Raw genomic sequence first — 15,748 nt, 5'->3', positions numbered from 1 at the left:
TCTCAATTCTTTACTAATTATGCATACATACTTGGGAGCACCATGGTTTATACGAAAAAAGACTCTCCCTTATGAGAATTACGTGCTAACTAACTTTACTCTCATAAGGGGGCCTTTTCATATCTATTGTACTAATTTGAAAATGAATCGTTTCTATATGATATTGCTGTTTTCACGTAATAAGATGTCAAAATCAAGATTAAGTTTATAGGATGAAGTCACATAGAGATTGACCCTCTCGTAAAAAAGCAATTAGTGAACATTTCACTTCATTATAATTTAGGCGCTTTCGCCCAATCAGCAGCAAATTTCTCAATACCTTGGTCTGTTAATGGGTGCATAGCAAGTTGTTCAATTACTTTATAAGGAATTGTTGCAATGTGAGCACCTGCCATCGCTACACGAGTTACATGATCTGGATGTCTAACAGAAGCCGCAATAATTTGTGTATCTAGTTGATGAACATCGAATAATTCAGCAATTTTAGCAACTAATAATACGCCATCTTCAGAAATATCATCTAAGCGTCCTAAAAATGGAGAAACGTACGTTGCACCTGCTCGAGCAGCTAAAAGTGCTTGGTTCACCGTGAAAATAAGTGTAACATTCGTTTTCACACCTTTTTCAGTAAGGTAGCGACAAGCTTCTAATCCAGCTAACGTCATCGGAAGTTTAATTGTAACTTTTTCATCGCCACCGTTAATTTTAATCAGTTCTTCTGCTTGGGCGATCATCTCTTCAGCTGTAACAGCATCTGGCGTTACTTCTGCCGAAACAGATTCAACTTTAGGAACTGCCTGACAAATTTCTGCAATACGGTCTTCAAATTTAATGCCCTCTTTTGCTACTAAAGAAGGATTCGTTGTAACACCAGCTAAAACTCCAAGTTTATATGCTTTTTTTATATCCTCAAGATTTGCAGTATCAATAAAAAATTTCATGATTAATTCCCTCCAGTTTTTAAACGTTGATGAGTTACATGTTTAATATGCTTATCCCGTAAAAGCCCGATTGGTGTGGAATGAAGCCCCTACTTATTAAAGTTTCACTTTATTTCTTTTCTACTGCATGTCCGCCAAATTCATTGCGCAGAGCTGCTACAACTTTTCCTGTAAATGTATCATTGTCTAATGAGCGGTAGCGCATTAATAGAGACATTGCGATAACAGGAGTTGCTGTTTGAAGGTCTAATGCTGTTTCTACTGTCCATTTTCCTTCACCAGAAGAATGCATAACACCCTTAATCTCATCCAATTTTGCATCTTTAGAAAATGCATTTTCTGTTAATTCCATTAACCAAGAACGAATGACTGAACCGTTGTTCCATACTCTTGATACTTTTTCATAATCGTAGTCAAATTCACTTTTCTCTAGAATCTCAAATCCTTCACCAATAGCAGCCATCATACCGTATTCAATTCCGTTATGAACCATTTTTAAGAAGTGACCACTACCAGCTTTTCCAGCATATAAGAATCCATTTTCTACAGCAGTATCGCGGAAGATAGGTTCAACGATGTCCCAAGCTTCTTGATCTCCTCCGATCATGTAACAAGCACCATTACGAGCGCCTTCCATTCCGCCAGAAGTTCCTGCATCCATAAAGTGAATGCCATCTTTCTTTAATTGCTCATATCGGCGGATAGACTCTTTATAATGTGAATTACCAGCTTCAATTAAAATATCTCCTTTTGATAAAAGTGGTGTAACCTCATCAATAACAGAATCAACAACAGCGTGTGGTACCATTACCCAAAGAATTCTTGGTGATTGTAATGACTGAACAAGTTCACTTAAACTAGATGTACCCGTTGCCCCGTACTCTTTCATTTCTTCTACTGCGCTCGTATTTAAATCAAATGCTACTACTTCATGTTTATGATCCATTAAATTTTTCCCTAAATTTAATCCCATTTTACCTAACCCAATTAATCCTACTTGCATAATATAATTCCTCCTCAAATCATCTTTTATTAAAAATCCATATCACTACAATCTGGAATACCTTTCAGCACTGAAATGTTAGTATGTACAGAAAGGTATTCACAGTCATAGCTTAAGAATTCAACACATTTTTTGTAATTTGAACAACATTTTCTGTCGTAAATCCAAATAGATTCATGACTTCAGCTCCAGTTCCTGAAGCTCCAAATGTTTCAATTGATAGTACTTTTCCTTCTTGTCCTACATAACGTTCCCAACCTAGAGATACACCCATCTCAAGAGATACTCGTTTCGTTACAGAAGACGGAAGAACGGATTCTTTATATTCGTTCGATTGGCGATCGAATAACTCCCAGCTCGGCATTGCAACGATGCGAACAGAAACTTGTTCTTCTTCTAATTTTGCTTTCGCACTAGCAGCTAAGGATACTTCAGAACCTGTCGCAATTAAAATTACATCCGGATTTTCATTTGTTTGTGTTAATACGTAAGCTCCTTTAGAGAGATTCTCTATGTTCGCTTTCGTTTCATTAAACACCGGTAAATTTTGACGGCTCAGTACTAAAACGACTGGACCATCCGTTTGCTGTAAAGCATACGCCCAAGCACTTGCTGTTTCATTTGCATCTGACGGACGGATAACTGTTAGACCAGGAATTGCTCGAAGCGCTGCCAATTGTTCAATTGGTTCATGCGTTGGACCATCTTCTCCTACAGCAATCGAATCATGTGTAAATACGTAAGTAACAGGTAACTTTTGCAGTGCAGCCAGTCGAATCGATGGACGAAGGTAATCATTAAATACAAAGAATGTACTTACGAAAGGTTTTACTCCTCCATGGAGAGCCAGTCCATTCGCTGCCGCGCCCATTGCATGTTCACGTACACCGAAGTATATATTTCGTCCAGCATATGATTCTACTGCATATACTGCTTCACCTTTTATATCTGTCATCGTAGAATGAGAAAGATCCGCACTTCCACCGAAAATAGAAGGAATCGATTTCACATAATGATTAATAGCTTCCCCACTTGCAACACGAGTGGAAATTGTTTTTTCAGTATCAAAAGATAGAATGTCTTTCGCTTCAATTAAAACCTCACCTGTAATCGCTTTTTCTAATTCATCTGCTAGTGCAGGGTTTGACTCTCTGTATACGTTAAATTGCTCATTCCATTCGTTCTCTTTTTCAATACCTTTTTGTTTCAGTTCATTAAAATGAGCTGTTACTTCTTCAGGCACAAAGAAGTCTTCCTCATAGTGCCAACCATACACTTGTTTTGTCGCTGTCGCTTCTTCTACTCCAAGCGGATTACCATGTGCTTTATTCGTTCCAGCAACTTTTGGACTTCCATAACCTATAATGGTTCTAATTTCTATAAGAGTAGGTTGATCCGTATTTTCTTTCGCTAATGTAATGGCTTTTGTAATAGCATCGACATCGGTTCCATCTTCAACTCTTACATATTGCCAATGTACAGATTCTGCCCTTTTCTGAATATCTTCAGAGAAAGCAATGCCTAATTCACCATCAAGTGAAATTTCATTTGAATCATACAGTACAATTAACTTGCCAAGTTTCATATGTCCTGCCATTGACATCGCTTCATAAGCGACACCCTCCATTAAGTCACCATCTCCGACTAAAGCATACGTATTGTGATCTATAATAGAGTGACCATCCTTATTAAACTTCGCTGCTAAATGAGCTTCTGCCATTGCCATTCCGACAGCATTAGCAATCCCTTGTCCTAACGGGCCTGTAGTCGCTTCAACTCCAGGAGTATGCCCAAACTCAGGATGTCCTGGTGTTTTACTATTTAACTTTCTGAAGTTTTTCAAGTCATCAATTGAAACGTCATATCCAGCTAAATGAAGTAGGCTATATAACAGACTAGATCCATGTCCTGCCGATAAAACGAAACGATCACGGTTAAGCCATTCTGGGTGATTAGGATTGTAATTTAAATGATTCGCCCATAATGCATAAGCCATTGGTGCTGCTCCCATCGGAAGACCTGGATGACCTGAGTTTGCCGCATTAATAGCATCAATCGATAACGTACGAAGTGTATTCACTGCTAATTGATTTATGTTTTGTGCCATAGTAATCGTCCCCCTAAATGCTTTCATGAAAGAAAGTACTTATTTTTCCGTCTCTTGATCTAACCACCATTTAAATCCACTTTCTTGCAACAGTTCATTAGACGCTTCTGGACCATATGAACCAGACTCATATTCATGAAGCGGTAATAAGTTTTCCTCGAACGCTTCAAGAATTGGTTGTACCCATTCCCATGACAATTCAACTTCTCTCCAATGTGCAAAGAATGTAGCGTCTCCACTCACCGCATCATGAATGAGTCTTTCATACGCTTCAGGTACTCCCACATCCACTTGCTCGCAAGTAAAGTTAATACGCATCGGTTCAATCTCTCCATTTTTCAATGGATTTTTACTATTTAACTGTAATGAAACATTCTCACCTGGGCTAATTTCAATTATTAATAAGTTAGGTGCTGCATTTGGATTATTATCTTGATATTGCTGTTTTAACGTATTTTTAAATTCAATTACAATACGAGTAGACTTTTCTTTCATTCGTTTTCCTGTTCGTATATAGAAGGGAACGCCAGTCCAAAATGGATTATCGATCCACAAACGAGCAGCAACAAATGTGTCTATGTTAGAAGAAGGATTTACTCCTGGCTCCTCTTTATACGCTACAACTTGCCCGCCTTTTATCTCTCCTGAAGAGTATTGACCGCGAATGATATGGCTTTGAACGTCTTCTTTTTTCACTTTACGAAGCGTCTCCATTACTTTTCGTTTTTCCTCTCGAATTTCACACGCATTAACCTTTTCCGGCAGATTCATAGCAGTCATCATTAATATTTGTAACATATGATTTTGAACCATATCTCGAATGGCTCCTGCATGATCATAATATCCGGCTCTTTCTTCAACCCCAACTGTTTCACTAGCTGTAATTTGTACATTTGCTATATGTTCTTTGTTCCAAATCGATTGGAGAACAGGATTTGCAAATTCTAGTGCTTCAAGGTTTTGAATCATCGGTTTACCTAAATAGTGATCAATACGGTATATCTCGTCTTCTTCAAACGTGCGACTAAGCTTATCATTAAGCTCACGAGCAGATGTAAGGTCGTGCCCAAACGGTTTCTCAATCATCAGGCGTTTCCATCCATCTGTTTTATCAAGTCCGCTTTCCTTAATATTTAAAGCAATGGTCTCGAAAAATTCAGGAGCAACTGAAAGATAGAACATTCTATTACCTTTTATATGTAGTTCCTCTTCCCTTTCACGAACGACTTGTAATAACCTCTCATAGTCTTCCGGTTTACTCACATCTAATGGACAATAGCGAAAATTATCTAAAAAACCTTCGAGTTCCGGAGTACCTTCTTCCCTCTGACGAGAAAACGTCTCTATTGATTCTTTTATTCTTTTTTGAAAATCTATATGAGACACTTCACGTCTTCCAAGCCCGATAACAGATATTTGCTTTGGAAGCTTTTGATCTCTATATAAGTTATATAGCGCGGGGTAAATTTTGCGTTTTGCTAAGTCCCCTGTCGCTCCAAATAAAACAAAGGTCATTGATTCCAAGTTCAGTCCCCCTCGTGATGTATAGTCATTGTCACTATAGTAAAAATGCATTGTACAGAAGCTACTATCATTGTTGATTCACTCTTGCTTCTTAACTTCAAATTTTTTATATTTGTCGCTTTCTCATTGTCCCCAATATTAATAGTGGCAATTCAAAGCATTTTTACCACATACTACTTAATTACTATAACTTATATAAAATAATTTAATTATTAAAAGTAATTAAGTTATTTTATATCTATCATATTAACTACATAAATTATCATAGTCAAGAAAAGTGTCTCGGATTAAAGATTCTTCATTCCCTAATATCTTTTAGTACTCATGTATTTATTAGAAAAAGATTAGATCTATGTTCATTACATGAAATGAATAATAAAAAGGCCAAAATGAACATATTCTTGTTCGTTTTGGCCTTTTTATTATTGCTTCAGATGATTCTTAACTGCTCTTATAACCAATTCGTGATCTTCTTCTGGTGGTAATCCCGAAACTGTTATCATTCCAATAACCCCTACGTCTTTTATTCTGATAGGAAAGCAGCCACCAAACGCAGCATATTCCGAAGTATCTAAAAGATATTTTTCATTATATGAGATTCCAGTTATTTCACTTTGTATCTGCATATAATACGAGCTATGATCATGCAGAGAAACGACTCGTTTTTTACGCTCAATCCATTTCGTATTTTCCTCATTTGTCCCTGTCATTTTGAAATGAAACAATTGCACACTGTTTTTCGTTATATCAACAGCAATCAATTTCCCCTCTTTCTTCGCTGTTTCAACGATAAATAAACCTAGTTGCAGTGCATCTTCATTTGTAAAAGAGGAAAATTGAAGTGTTTCCTCCTCTATTAAAATTCGTTTACTTATTTCATTCAAATTTGAAGTACTCATATCTTTAACCTCCATAATTGTTTTATGCCACACCGACATTTTTTCGAAATTATTAGGCCATATAGTACAACCTTTCAATCAATCTGATTCTAAATAAACTACTGTAACATCTTTGGTGACTAGTACCGTAAAGCTTGTTTTCTTCTTACTGGTGCTATTATGAATGATATTCAAAGTTATAAAAAGTACTATTCTAGTTACCCTTATCTTACAGAGACTATTATGAAATATATTTAACATCTTAAAAATGTATGTACTAAAGAATAATATTTTTAATCACTAGCTTTTTTGATCAATCATTATAATCCAATTTCATCAAAATTTTTATCAATTATTACACTATCCAACAATAGGAGGAAACAAAGATGGATGAAAATATATCCAAAAGCTGAAAAGCAGTTGAATCCCTTGAAGGAATAGTTGTAATTCACTACATATAGAAATAGACATACAAAAACGCTATCCTTTCCTATAATTCTAAAGAAAGAATAGCGTATTTTTTCAAAAATGAGTTCTTTTATTGAGAAACTTTGATTCTATATCATACATAAAAGAGCAACTAGTGCTAAAACAGCTGGAAGTCCTTGTTTCACAATAATTGATTTATTAGATGTGAAACCTCCGAAAATAGCTGCTATCACCACACAAATCACGAAAAATAATTGGACCATATAACCAATTGGATTGAGCCCAAGTACAAGTCCCCAAATGAGACCAGCCGCTAAAAATCCATTATATAAACCTTGGTTTGCAAACATAATGGCTACGTTTCGATCTCCTTCTAAATGCTTCGGTAATTTGAAAGCACGTTTCGCTACTTTTGAATCAATAAAAAACATTTCAAGGATCATGATAAACAAATGTTCTAATGCTACGATCCCGACTAAAATAGCTGCGATTATTTCCACACTATTCTGCCCCCTACACTCTCTATTCTTTAATATTCTCTACATTTTTTTGTATCTGTAATAGAACATGAATAAGTATTTTGCGTTCTTCTCCACTGATATTTACGAACATTTCCTTCATAAAATGTTCCTTTTCTTTCTTGTCAAAATATTAATTGATGTATCAATTATTGATACATCAATTAATATACATCTCTCTTTTTATTTTTGCAAGTTTTTTTGCTCAATTGGTTTTATTTTGTTCCAGCAACTTTAAACCAATTCAAAACATCAGTTCGTATTTCTAGAAATCATAATTACTTTAAGTTCATTCTGACAATCATATTTAACTAAATATATAAAAGAATTGAGTTATATCTCCATCAATTTATAAAAATTATTTTTTTCTAAAAACAGATACTTTACGTTTTTTATAGTAATAAAAATCATTTTTTGTTTCAGAGGCAATCCATTTTGTTAGCTTGATGGGCATAGGATAGCACCATATGACGAACCAATTATCTTTCAAGAAGACGGCTAGAAATCTGGATTTGGTACAGGAGTTGCCTACTTCCCCGATCCAGATGGTACTAATTTAGAGCTAATTGCTCCAAAAGGGCCATTCAGACATGAATAGTTAAAATAAATTAATACCGAAACAAGCCACCTTCTGCCTGGAAGGTGGCTTGTTTGTCGGCAAGTTGATAGAATGACTAAAAAAGGACAAACTCTCCAATGTGAGAAGTTTGTCCAAAAAGTTTTTCATGTTAACTATTTTTACACTAATACCAATAATAGTGAATTAGAATAATGACTTAATACTTGCTAAGACAGTAAGTACACCTACAATAATAACAAATACGTTGCTCATTTTCCCTTTGTATTTAGCTAGTACTGGCACTTTTTGAATCGCATACATCGGTAATAGACATAAGATAGCAGCAACTAAAGGACCGCTTAGAGAATCAATAAGTCCAAGAATACTTGGATTTGTATAAGCAACAAACCAACATGATAATACAACAAAAGTAAGGACGATTGTCTTAATTGTTTTTTCTTCAATATCTTTTCCACGTGATTTACCGAACTTAATAATCATGTCACGCATTACTTCAAATGCTCCGATATAATGGCCAAGGAAAGACTTTGTAATAGCCACAAAAGCAATAATTGGAGCTGCAATCGTGATTACAGGTGAATTAAGTTCATTCGCAAGATATGAAAGGATTGATAAGTTTTGCTCTTTTGCCATTTTTAAATCCTCTGGAGTTAAGCTCAGTGCACTACTCCAAACGAAGAACATAACTACAACGAATGTCATGATATAACAAACCTTTTGTATTTGCGCACATTTAGCATCAGTGGCTTCGATTCCATACGTAGCTCTCTGTTTCACAACAAATGATGAAATCATAGGTGAATGATTAAATGAGAATACGATGATTGGTAGAATCAACAGTATCGTTCCCAAATATCCTGTTCCTGTTGAAGCAGTAGAAACAGCTGAAAAGCTAAGCATTGACGTATTCCACTGTGGAATTAAAGATATTGCGATAAACAGTAGAGAAGCTATGAAAGGATACACTAGCATACTCATGATCTTTACAGTGATATCTTGACCAAAATTCAGTATAGCGATAAGACCAAGAACTAATACAAGTGATAAAATAGCCCTTGGAGGCTCTGGCATGTGCAATTGATGCACGATAAAACTACTTGCAGTATTTGTAAGCGCAACCGAATACATTAGTACGATTGTATAAATTGAACTGAAATATACGATGTTAAAAATGATACTCGCTTTATTTCCGAAATACTCTCTAATTGTACCTGTGATCCCCTCATCAGCAGAATTAGAAGCGTATATCATTTTAGCAAGCGCCCTATGTGAGTAGTACATAACTGGATATGCAAGTAATGTAATTAGTAGTAAAGATAATAAACCACCTGAACCTGCATTAATCGGTAAAAAGAGCACCCCTGCTCCAATTGCAGTTCCAAATAGACTGAGTGCCCATGTAGTATCCTGCTTATGCCACTTTTTCGGATCTGCATATTGCTCATTTTTTAGTGCGGTATTTTCAGCTTGAACTTCTATTTTCTTTGCAGTATTCCCGTTCATATAATAACTCCCCCTTGTATCTATTTCTACATCTCTCTTTGCTGCTAACAAATATTCCCTTTCGGAAAATGAATTCCTTACAAGTTGCCCCACATTGTATGTCCTTCATCATAATGAAACCAAATTGAAACATTCGCTAGTTAGCGTCCTAATATAATTGTTAGCGTTCACAAAAAAGTTTACTCATAATATCCGCTCTTTATATAAAGACCCCTTAAGAGAACAATATAGAATAGACTTCATAAATACGTTGCAACATTTCTAATAACAGTGTATTACTTTAATGGTTTCTCTTTTTTTACTTTTAACAGTAATTTTAGCTAAACCGGCCTCTCTTAATTTGCGAGGCATTTCTTTCTCAATTCTATACATTACTTTAATAACTTCGGCAGCACTGATGATATTGCTTACACAAGCCACTGAAGCACTTTACATACATTTCGCCTCTAATCACACACCTTTCTTACTAGTAATCGCATTTTTTATATTTTCTCCAGAGATAATAAAATTTCTCTCGACGCCCTCATTATAACGTGTATATTTATAAAATTAATATTTTTATATTTTCAGAAATATTAAAGTGGAATAATTTTATATGGATAATATTTTACAGTTAGCATGTAGCCATTGTTTTTATCGCTTAAAGCTGAATTAGTTAGTAAAAAAATACAATAATACATTGTTTTTCTAGGTTACTCATTATAAAGATACTTATATCCCCTTTATCAAAAAATTTCATTTTAAACATAAAAGATATTCTAATAAATAATTAATGTAGGTAAAAAGAAAAAATTCCAAAATAAAAAAACCAAATTTTAGGATATATATTATTAATATTGAATTCATATACATTTTAAAAAGATACACTGAGTAAAAAAACAAAAAAGCTGCCCCATATGGACAGCTCATTTACATAATTATCATTATCAAGGATGCACAAACAAATCACTTCAATGTTATCTTAATTGTAGTTTGTTCGACTCTTCTTCAGGAATATCTCTATGTTTATAATGAATCGTTTTTAGATCATTTCCTTTTATGCGAAAAGTAATTGTGTCCTCTCCATAAGGCGGGTTGTGTGCACCCTCAAAAGTTTGAATTTGAACAGTTACATAAAAAGTATAGTTTGTTGTATCTTTTTTTATTTCAAGTATTTTTTCAGAACCTCGATACCAAAGTTTTGGTTCCTTATAATAGTTTTCAACCTCTTTACTTATTGGCTCCAATAAGAGCTCAATTACTACTTCTTTTAAAAGCTGTTTTGATACAGTTATTCTGCTGATTTTCTTTCTTTTTACATCTATAATTCTCCAAAAATCCCCGCTCTTTTCAACGGTATAAAGAACATTCGTACCGTCCGCTTTCAAAAGATGAAAATAACCTTTATTTCCCTTAATATATAATCGTGGTTCATTAATCCACTCACCTTCTGTTTGGACTATTCCTAAAAACAACTGAGTAAGTGGTGTTATCTTATAATCTAATTGGTTAAATTCACCAAACGAATAAAGTTTATAACCAGTTAAATCTATGCCAAAATTTCTGTTTATATCATTTTCCTTTTTTACAATTGCTTGAGCAGAAATGCAGGGTAATAAAAAAATAAACAGACATATGATGCTAACCATTGTTAATCTTATTTTCATAACATCCATCCCCTCTTTTATTAAGATGCAACAAAAGAAAGGATATTATTGATTAGGGTATAAGCTAAAAAATTAAACTCCCCCATTAACTAGCTCGTTTATCGAGTTTAATTTTGAAGAAAGTCCGATAAACCATTCTTCGTCTCCTGTTAATAATGCAAGGTCTATAAGGTAAAGAATTTGTTCCTTATTTATTGCCTTTGATTCAGGGAGTTTTTTTACATGTTTACTTAAAAAGGACATTGTTTTATTTATTGTATCTCTGTTGTCACATTTCACAACATTAACCTTAACTACTTCCCCTACATTATCAAATGATTCAATATAACCAAGTATTAATTCACCCTCTACTGATATTCCTCGAACCCAATCGCCTACTTTTAAAACAGGATTATGCTTTGACATCATACTCTTTCACCTTCCTACAAATTATTTTTAGTGACGATAAACAACATAAAAAAATAAATTTAACTGTAATATTTTTCATTACATTTATGTGTTAAGAACTCACGGCTATATAATAATTAAGCCGCTTAACGCTCTTGATTAATAAGGTCAACAACTTCTTTCATTGTATAATTCTTTAAGTATTCACCTAGATGTTCTTCAGCACCTAAGAAAATAGCAAAAAGAACTTTTCGCATGTTCGAACCTACAACACACTGATCGTTTGATTCCGGACACTTCGGCTGCAAAGCACCTTCAGAGGTTATCTGATAAATATGCCAAAGATTAACTTCACCTAAATCGCGAGCGAAAATAAAGCCTCCACCAGTTCCCTCTTTTGATTGTATAAACTTATGTTTTTTTAACAAACTTAGTACTTTACGAATACGTACTGGATGTACACCTGCACTTTCTGAAATAGCATTACTTGTTGACATCCGGTCTGGCTGTAAAGCTAAATAAGTTAAACTGTGAATGGCCAAGGTAAAGTCGCTGTTCATTGTTTTCCTCCTACGATTAAAAATATTGTTTCTCATATATTAACATACTGTAGCCATAAATATTACAGATAGGTTAGAACGTTAAAACATATAGAATACTTCTTACCATAAAAAATTAATTCCTTTATATTCTATCCGGTCTGGCCTATATCCGATAACTTCATTTAGCTTTTTAAGTTGAAAATAAAATTAAACACTCCACTGTTTCTTCACTTGTTCTTCTGCCAGTTGTTTAATTTTTGTCCAAATCGTATCTTTACTCACAATAACATTTGTTTGATAATTTCTATCATTATAATTAACTGTAACACATACTTCAATCATCTTCTGCTTCCTCCTTTCAAAAAACTTTTTCTAAAAAATATTACTTATTAATTGGCCAATTTTTGCAGTTCAATGTTTAAAAATGTTCGAACGCTACGTGGTAAAAACTTGCGAATTTCTTCATCATTAAAACCAATCTGTAATCTTTTCTCATCCAGCATAATTGGGCGACGCAACATTAGTGGATACTCGATTATTAATTTATAAAATTCATTAAGCGAAAGCTCCTCAATATTTATATTTAAGTCCTGAAAAGTTTTGGATCTAGTTGAAATAATTTCATTAGCCCCCTCTTCAGTTAAACGAAGAATTGCTTTAAGCTCATCAACTGTCATAGAATTTGATACGATGTTTTTTTCAATATAATCAATTTGATGCTCTTCAAGCCATGCTTTCGCTTTTCGGCATGAAGCACAGCTTGCTGTTGTATACAGAATTACCATATTTAACTCACTCCTTTAATGTTTTTTATCAAACGTACATTTTACATATCGGTTATTGAAATGTATTAAAAAAAATTACAGTTTAGAATCAAATTCACGTAATGTTTCGTTTATCTCTACTATTCATTTCTTTTCAAAATGCTTCTTCTATAACATTGTTGAAACTACATTTTACAGACGATGACAACTCACTTCTAAAAATCTTACTGTAATTTTAAACTTTACAGTTCGATTAATCAACTGTTAAGTCTTGGATTAATTATTGTAACGCAACAAATCGTTTTCTTTTGTATGAATGTCCCCATAGTATTACAGCTAACCAATCTCAAATGCACTTCAAAGCACATTTTATTCATTTCTTGCTTACAAGTGCTATTATGGAATATATTTAACATAATAAAAAGTACGTACTTTAAAGTGTTATAGGTACTAAAAAGTAATATATACACTTTAAAGTGCAGTTCTGCTTACTTCTCTCTTACATCAGTTATTATGAACGACATTTCGCACAATAAATAGTACGTACTTTAAAGTGTTATCGGCACTAAAAAGAAATAATTTTAGTATTACAACGTATTTAGGCTCAAAACTATAATCTAAATTCATCAAAGGAGTTTTTTTATGAAAACATACAATATTCCTGTAGAGGCGACTTTAGAAGTTATTGGCGGAAAGTGGAAAGTTGTTATCCTTTGTCATTTAAAAAAAGGGACAAAAAGAACGAGTGAATTAAAACGATTAATGCCTGGTATTACGCAAAAAATGTTAACGCAACAATTACGGGAACTAGAAGAAGATGGTGTAATCCAAAGGAAAATATATGACCAAGTACCACCGAAAGTAGAGTACTCTTTAACCGATTACGGTTCGTCTTTAGGAGCTATACTCGATTCCCTCTGTTCCTGGGGAGAAGTTCATCTTGAAAAAACCGGGAACACATCCATGCTGATTACAGCCGATGAATAATAACTGCTCCTACTATATGTGTAAATTCTATCCAAGATAAAAAAACGGTTGAGACAATACTTGCCTCAACCGTTTTTTATGTCTCTTTATAATTTTTTGCCGTAATGACTGTTTCAAACTCAAAGGTTTCTGGTAGATGATCTGCATAAGAATATTCAAAAGTTCGTCCATCCGTTAAGTAAGCTACTTGTTCAACTCGCATTAGGAAATCCTGATTTGTTAAGTTCATAAACTGCTTTTCCCTATCATCTGGGCGAATTCCTTTAACCCTGACAACAGATGTCCCTACTTCAAGGCCAAGTTTATTTTGAATATGTGAGTATATCGACTCCTCTAAAACAGAAGCCTCAACACCTGGGATAACCGAAATTGGCATCCATGTATGCTCCATAATCGTCGGAATGCTGTGAATGATGCGGAGGCGAATGATTTTATAGACGAAATCACCGATTGAAACTCCCAATTTCTCAGCAACTACTTCATCAGCCCCAACAATCGCAAACTCGATAATTTTACTTTCTACCTCACTGCCGTATACAGCTTTCGTACCCGTTAAAGTTTGAATCATTCGTGCCTTTTCCTGTTGACGCCAATCTTGCACCACTGTTCCGCTTCCGCGCCGGCGGATGATGTAGCCATCTCTAACTAATAGATCCAGCGCTTTCTTAATAGTAAGGGCTGAAACACCAAATTCTTCAGCAAGGACGGGGCTACTCGGAATTTTTTCGTTGATTTTATATTCACCGTCTAAAATTTGCTGTTTAATCTTTTGATAAATGCCGAGGTATTTTACTTGTGTTGATCCGCTTGCCATTTTCATACCTCCTTTATACTGCAAACTCTCTTCTATTCATTCAAATGTAAAGCCTCAAGTTTGTAAACTGAAGGTGATGGGGCAGCAAATCCATTTTCTAAGATTTCAATATTCGTTACCGCTTCTTCGTCTTTCACAAGTTTTGGTGCACCATTTATAATTGTTTCATACGCGGAATCATAGAAACGACCGTAATCACCAAGCGGCGTTTTAATTTGTTTTTCAATCCAGTCACCATTTGCATTACGATATTTAGCAACTCCATAGTACATCGGTGAATCTTCACCAAACCCTGCACTCTCAGGCATAATCCCCGCTTTCAAATCATTTTCCTGCTGATCTTCACCATATTTAATAAATGATCCATTTGTTCCATGGACGATAAAGCGTGGATAATCTTTTGCTACGACATGGTTCGTTTTCAGCTTAATCTTCAACTGATTTCCGTAATGTAAACCAACATCGAAATAATTATCAACCGCACCTTCCATTTCATTATTACGAATATCGTATGTCACCGTATCTGGACGGCCGAATAGTGAAATCATGCGGTCCATCGTATGAATACCTAAACTATAAAATGAACCTTCTTCTTTTGGAGCTTCATGAGTGATTGAACCAGGACGGAAATAATCAATATGTGATTCAATCTCAATAATATCACCAAGGAATCCTTGTTCAACTACTTGCTTCACAGCTAAAAAATCACCATCAAAACGGCGGTTTTGATAAGGCATAACTACTACACCTTTTTCTCGTCCTAAAGCTAATAATTCTTTCGCATGTTCCACTGTATCGCAAAATGGTTTTTCAACGATAACTGACTTTCCAGCAAGTATAACTTTTTTCGCTAATTCGTAATGCGTATGTGCTGGCGTACAGACCGTCACCACTTGAATTTCTTTGTCATTCAACAATTCATCCAAATCAGTAGTGAAGTAAACACCTTTTTCCTTATATGGAGCCGCTAATTTTTCATTTATTTGACGTACAAAAATCGTTTTTATTTTTATATTATTACGTGTGTTTACATAAGGTAAGTGATAGCGGTTAGCTGACTTTCCAAATCCAATAAAGCCCATTGTTAATGTCATATTTTTCAACTTCCTTGCTCATAAATTTTCG

At 34.5% G+C, this 15,748-nt stretch carries 15 protein-coding genes and 1 pseudogene; 2 read left to right on the top strand and 14 right to left on the bottom strand.

The window, feature by feature from the left end; all coding sequences use genetic code 11:
• Window positions 1-272: 272 nt before the first annotated feature.
• The 6 genes from fsa to MHI28_RS30645 form a co-directional block, all read right to left on the bottom strand.
• Window positions 273-941, bottom strand: coding sequence for a fructose-6-phosphate aldolase (gene fsa, locus MHI28_RS30670; RefSeq protein WP_000667676.1), 669 nt, complete (start codon window positions 939-941; stop codon window positions 273-275).
• A gap of 109 nt (window positions 942-1,050) precedes the next feature.
• A complete protein-coding gene (gnd, locus tag MHI28_RS30665) occupies window positions 1,051-1,944 on the bottom strand; it encodes a phosphogluconate dehydrogenase (NAD(+)-dependent, decarboxylating) (protein WP_001195925.1) in 894 nt (297 codons plus the stop codon).
• A gap of 112 nt (window positions 1,945-2,056) precedes the next feature.
• Window positions 2,057-4,051 (bottom strand): transketolase, encoded by a 1,995-nt coding sequence (gene tkt / locus MHI28_RS30660; RefSeq protein WP_340828436.1) that lies wholly within the window; start codon window positions 4,049-4,051, stop codon window positions 2,057-2,059.
• A 39-nt stretch (window positions 4,052-4,090) separates the two neighbouring features.
• Window positions 4,091-5,575 (bottom strand): glucose-6-phosphate dehydrogenase, encoded by a 1,485-nt coding sequence (gene zwf, locus MHI28_RS30655; protein ID WP_000445329.1) that lies wholly within the window; start codon window positions 5,573-5,575, stop codon window positions 4,091-4,093.
• Between the two features lie 422 nt (window positions 5,576-5,997).
• On the bottom strand, window positions 5,998-6,513 hold the full coding sequence (locus tag MHI28_RS30650; RefSeq protein WP_118961664.1) for a heme-degrading domain-containing protein: 516 nt from the start codon (window positions 6,511-6,513) through the stop codon (window positions 5,998-6,000).
• 497 nt (window positions 6,514-7,010) lie between these two features.
• Window positions 7,011-7,382, bottom strand: coding sequence for a DUF1304 domain-containing protein (locus tag MHI28_RS30645; protein WP_000402472.1), 372 nt, complete (start codon window positions 7,380-7,382; stop codon window positions 7,011-7,013).
• 487 nt (window positions 7,383-7,869) lie between these two features.
• Between MHI28_RS30645 and MHI28_RS30640 the strand changes: the two are divergent.
• Window positions 7,870-7,998 (top strand): annotated as a pseudogene (locus MHI28_RS30640) (VOC family protein); the annotation flags it as partial.
• A 165-nt stretch (window positions 7,999-8,163) separates the two neighbouring features.
• Here MHI28_RS30640 and MHI28_RS30635 read toward each other — a convergent pair.
• The 6 genes from MHI28_RS30635 to spxA all read right to left on the bottom strand — a co-directional run bounded on the left by MHI28_RS30635 (window position 8,164) and on the right by spxA (window position 12,843).
• Window positions 8,164-9,483: an aromatic amino acid transport family protein gene (locus MHI28_RS30635; protein ID WP_001014174.1), complete on the bottom strand. Its 1,320-nt coding sequence runs from the start codon at window positions 9,481-9,483 to the stop codon at window positions 8,164-8,166.
• Between the two features lie 956 nt (window positions 9,484-10,439).
• Entirely contained in the window at window positions 10,440-11,129 is a 690-nt protein-coding gene (locus MHI28_RS30630) for a DUF3888 domain-containing protein (RefSeq protein ID WP_000702349.1), read from the bottom strand.
• Between the two features lie 72 nt (window positions 11,130-11,201).
• Entirely contained in the window at window positions 11,202-11,534 is a 333-nt protein-coding gene (locus MHI28_RS30625) for an IDEAL domain-containing protein (protein WP_033669682.1), read from the bottom strand.
• Window positions 11,535-11,662: 128 nt separating this feature from the next.
• A complete protein-coding gene (gene saiR / locus MHI28_RS30620) occupies window positions 11,663-12,076 on the bottom strand; it encodes an Rrf2-family transcriptional regulator SaiR (RefSeq protein WP_001083469.1) in 414 nt (137 codons plus the stop codon).
• 189 nt (window positions 12,077-12,265) lie between these two features.
• Window positions 12,266-12,400 carry a BA3454 family stress response protein gene (locus MHI28_RS30615; RefSeq protein ID WP_000573532.1) on the bottom strand — a complete coding sequence of 45 codons (135 nt, stop codon included), beginning with the start codon at window positions 12,398-12,400 and terminating at the stop codon, window positions 12,266-12,268.
• A 47-nt stretch (window positions 12,401-12,447) separates the two neighbouring features.
• The gene (gene spxA, locus MHI28_RS30610; RefSeq protein WP_000236187.1) at window positions 12,448-12,843 is read right to left on the bottom strand and encodes a transcriptional regulator SpxA; all 396 of its coding nucleotides are present in this window, start codon (window positions 12,841-12,843) and stop codon (window positions 12,448-12,450) included.
• A 621-nt stretch (window positions 12,844-13,464) separates the two neighbouring features.
• On the opposite strand from spxA, the gene MHI28_RS30605 reads away from it, so the two are divergent.
• The gene (locus MHI28_RS30605) at window positions 13,465-13,809 is read left to right on the top strand and encodes a winged helix-turn-helix transcriptional regulator (RefSeq protein ID WP_000860826.1); all 345 of its coding nucleotides are present in this window, start codon (window positions 13,465-13,467) and stop codon (window positions 13,807-13,809) included.
• A 76-nt stretch (window positions 13,810-13,885) separates the two neighbouring features.
• Here the strand turns inward: MHI28_RS30605 and MHI28_RS30600 are convergent, their stop codons facing one another.
• Both MHI28_RS30600 and MHI28_RS30595 read right to left on the bottom strand, forming a co-directional pair.
• A complete protein-coding gene (locus tag MHI28_RS30600; protein WP_000146279.1) occupies window positions 13,886-14,623 on the bottom strand; it encodes a GntR family transcriptional regulator in 738 nt (245 codons plus the stop codon).
• 32 nt (window positions 14,624-14,655) lie between these two features.
• On the bottom strand, window positions 14,656-15,717 hold the full coding sequence (locus MHI28_RS30595) for an oxidoreductase (RefSeq protein WP_000176645.1): 1,062 nt from the start codon (window positions 15,715-15,717) through the stop codon (window positions 14,656-14,658).
• Window positions 15,718-15,748 lie beyond the last annotated feature (31 nt).

It is taken from the genome of Bacillus sp. FSL K6-0268 (genome assembly GCF_038005425.1).
Lineage (GTDB): Bacteria > Bacillota > Bacilli > Bacillales > Bacillaceae_G > Bacillus_A > Bacillus_A thuringiensis_S.
The sequence above is the reverse complement of the archived record's forward strand: the minus strand, read 5'-3'. Positions and strand labels throughout refer to the sequence as shown.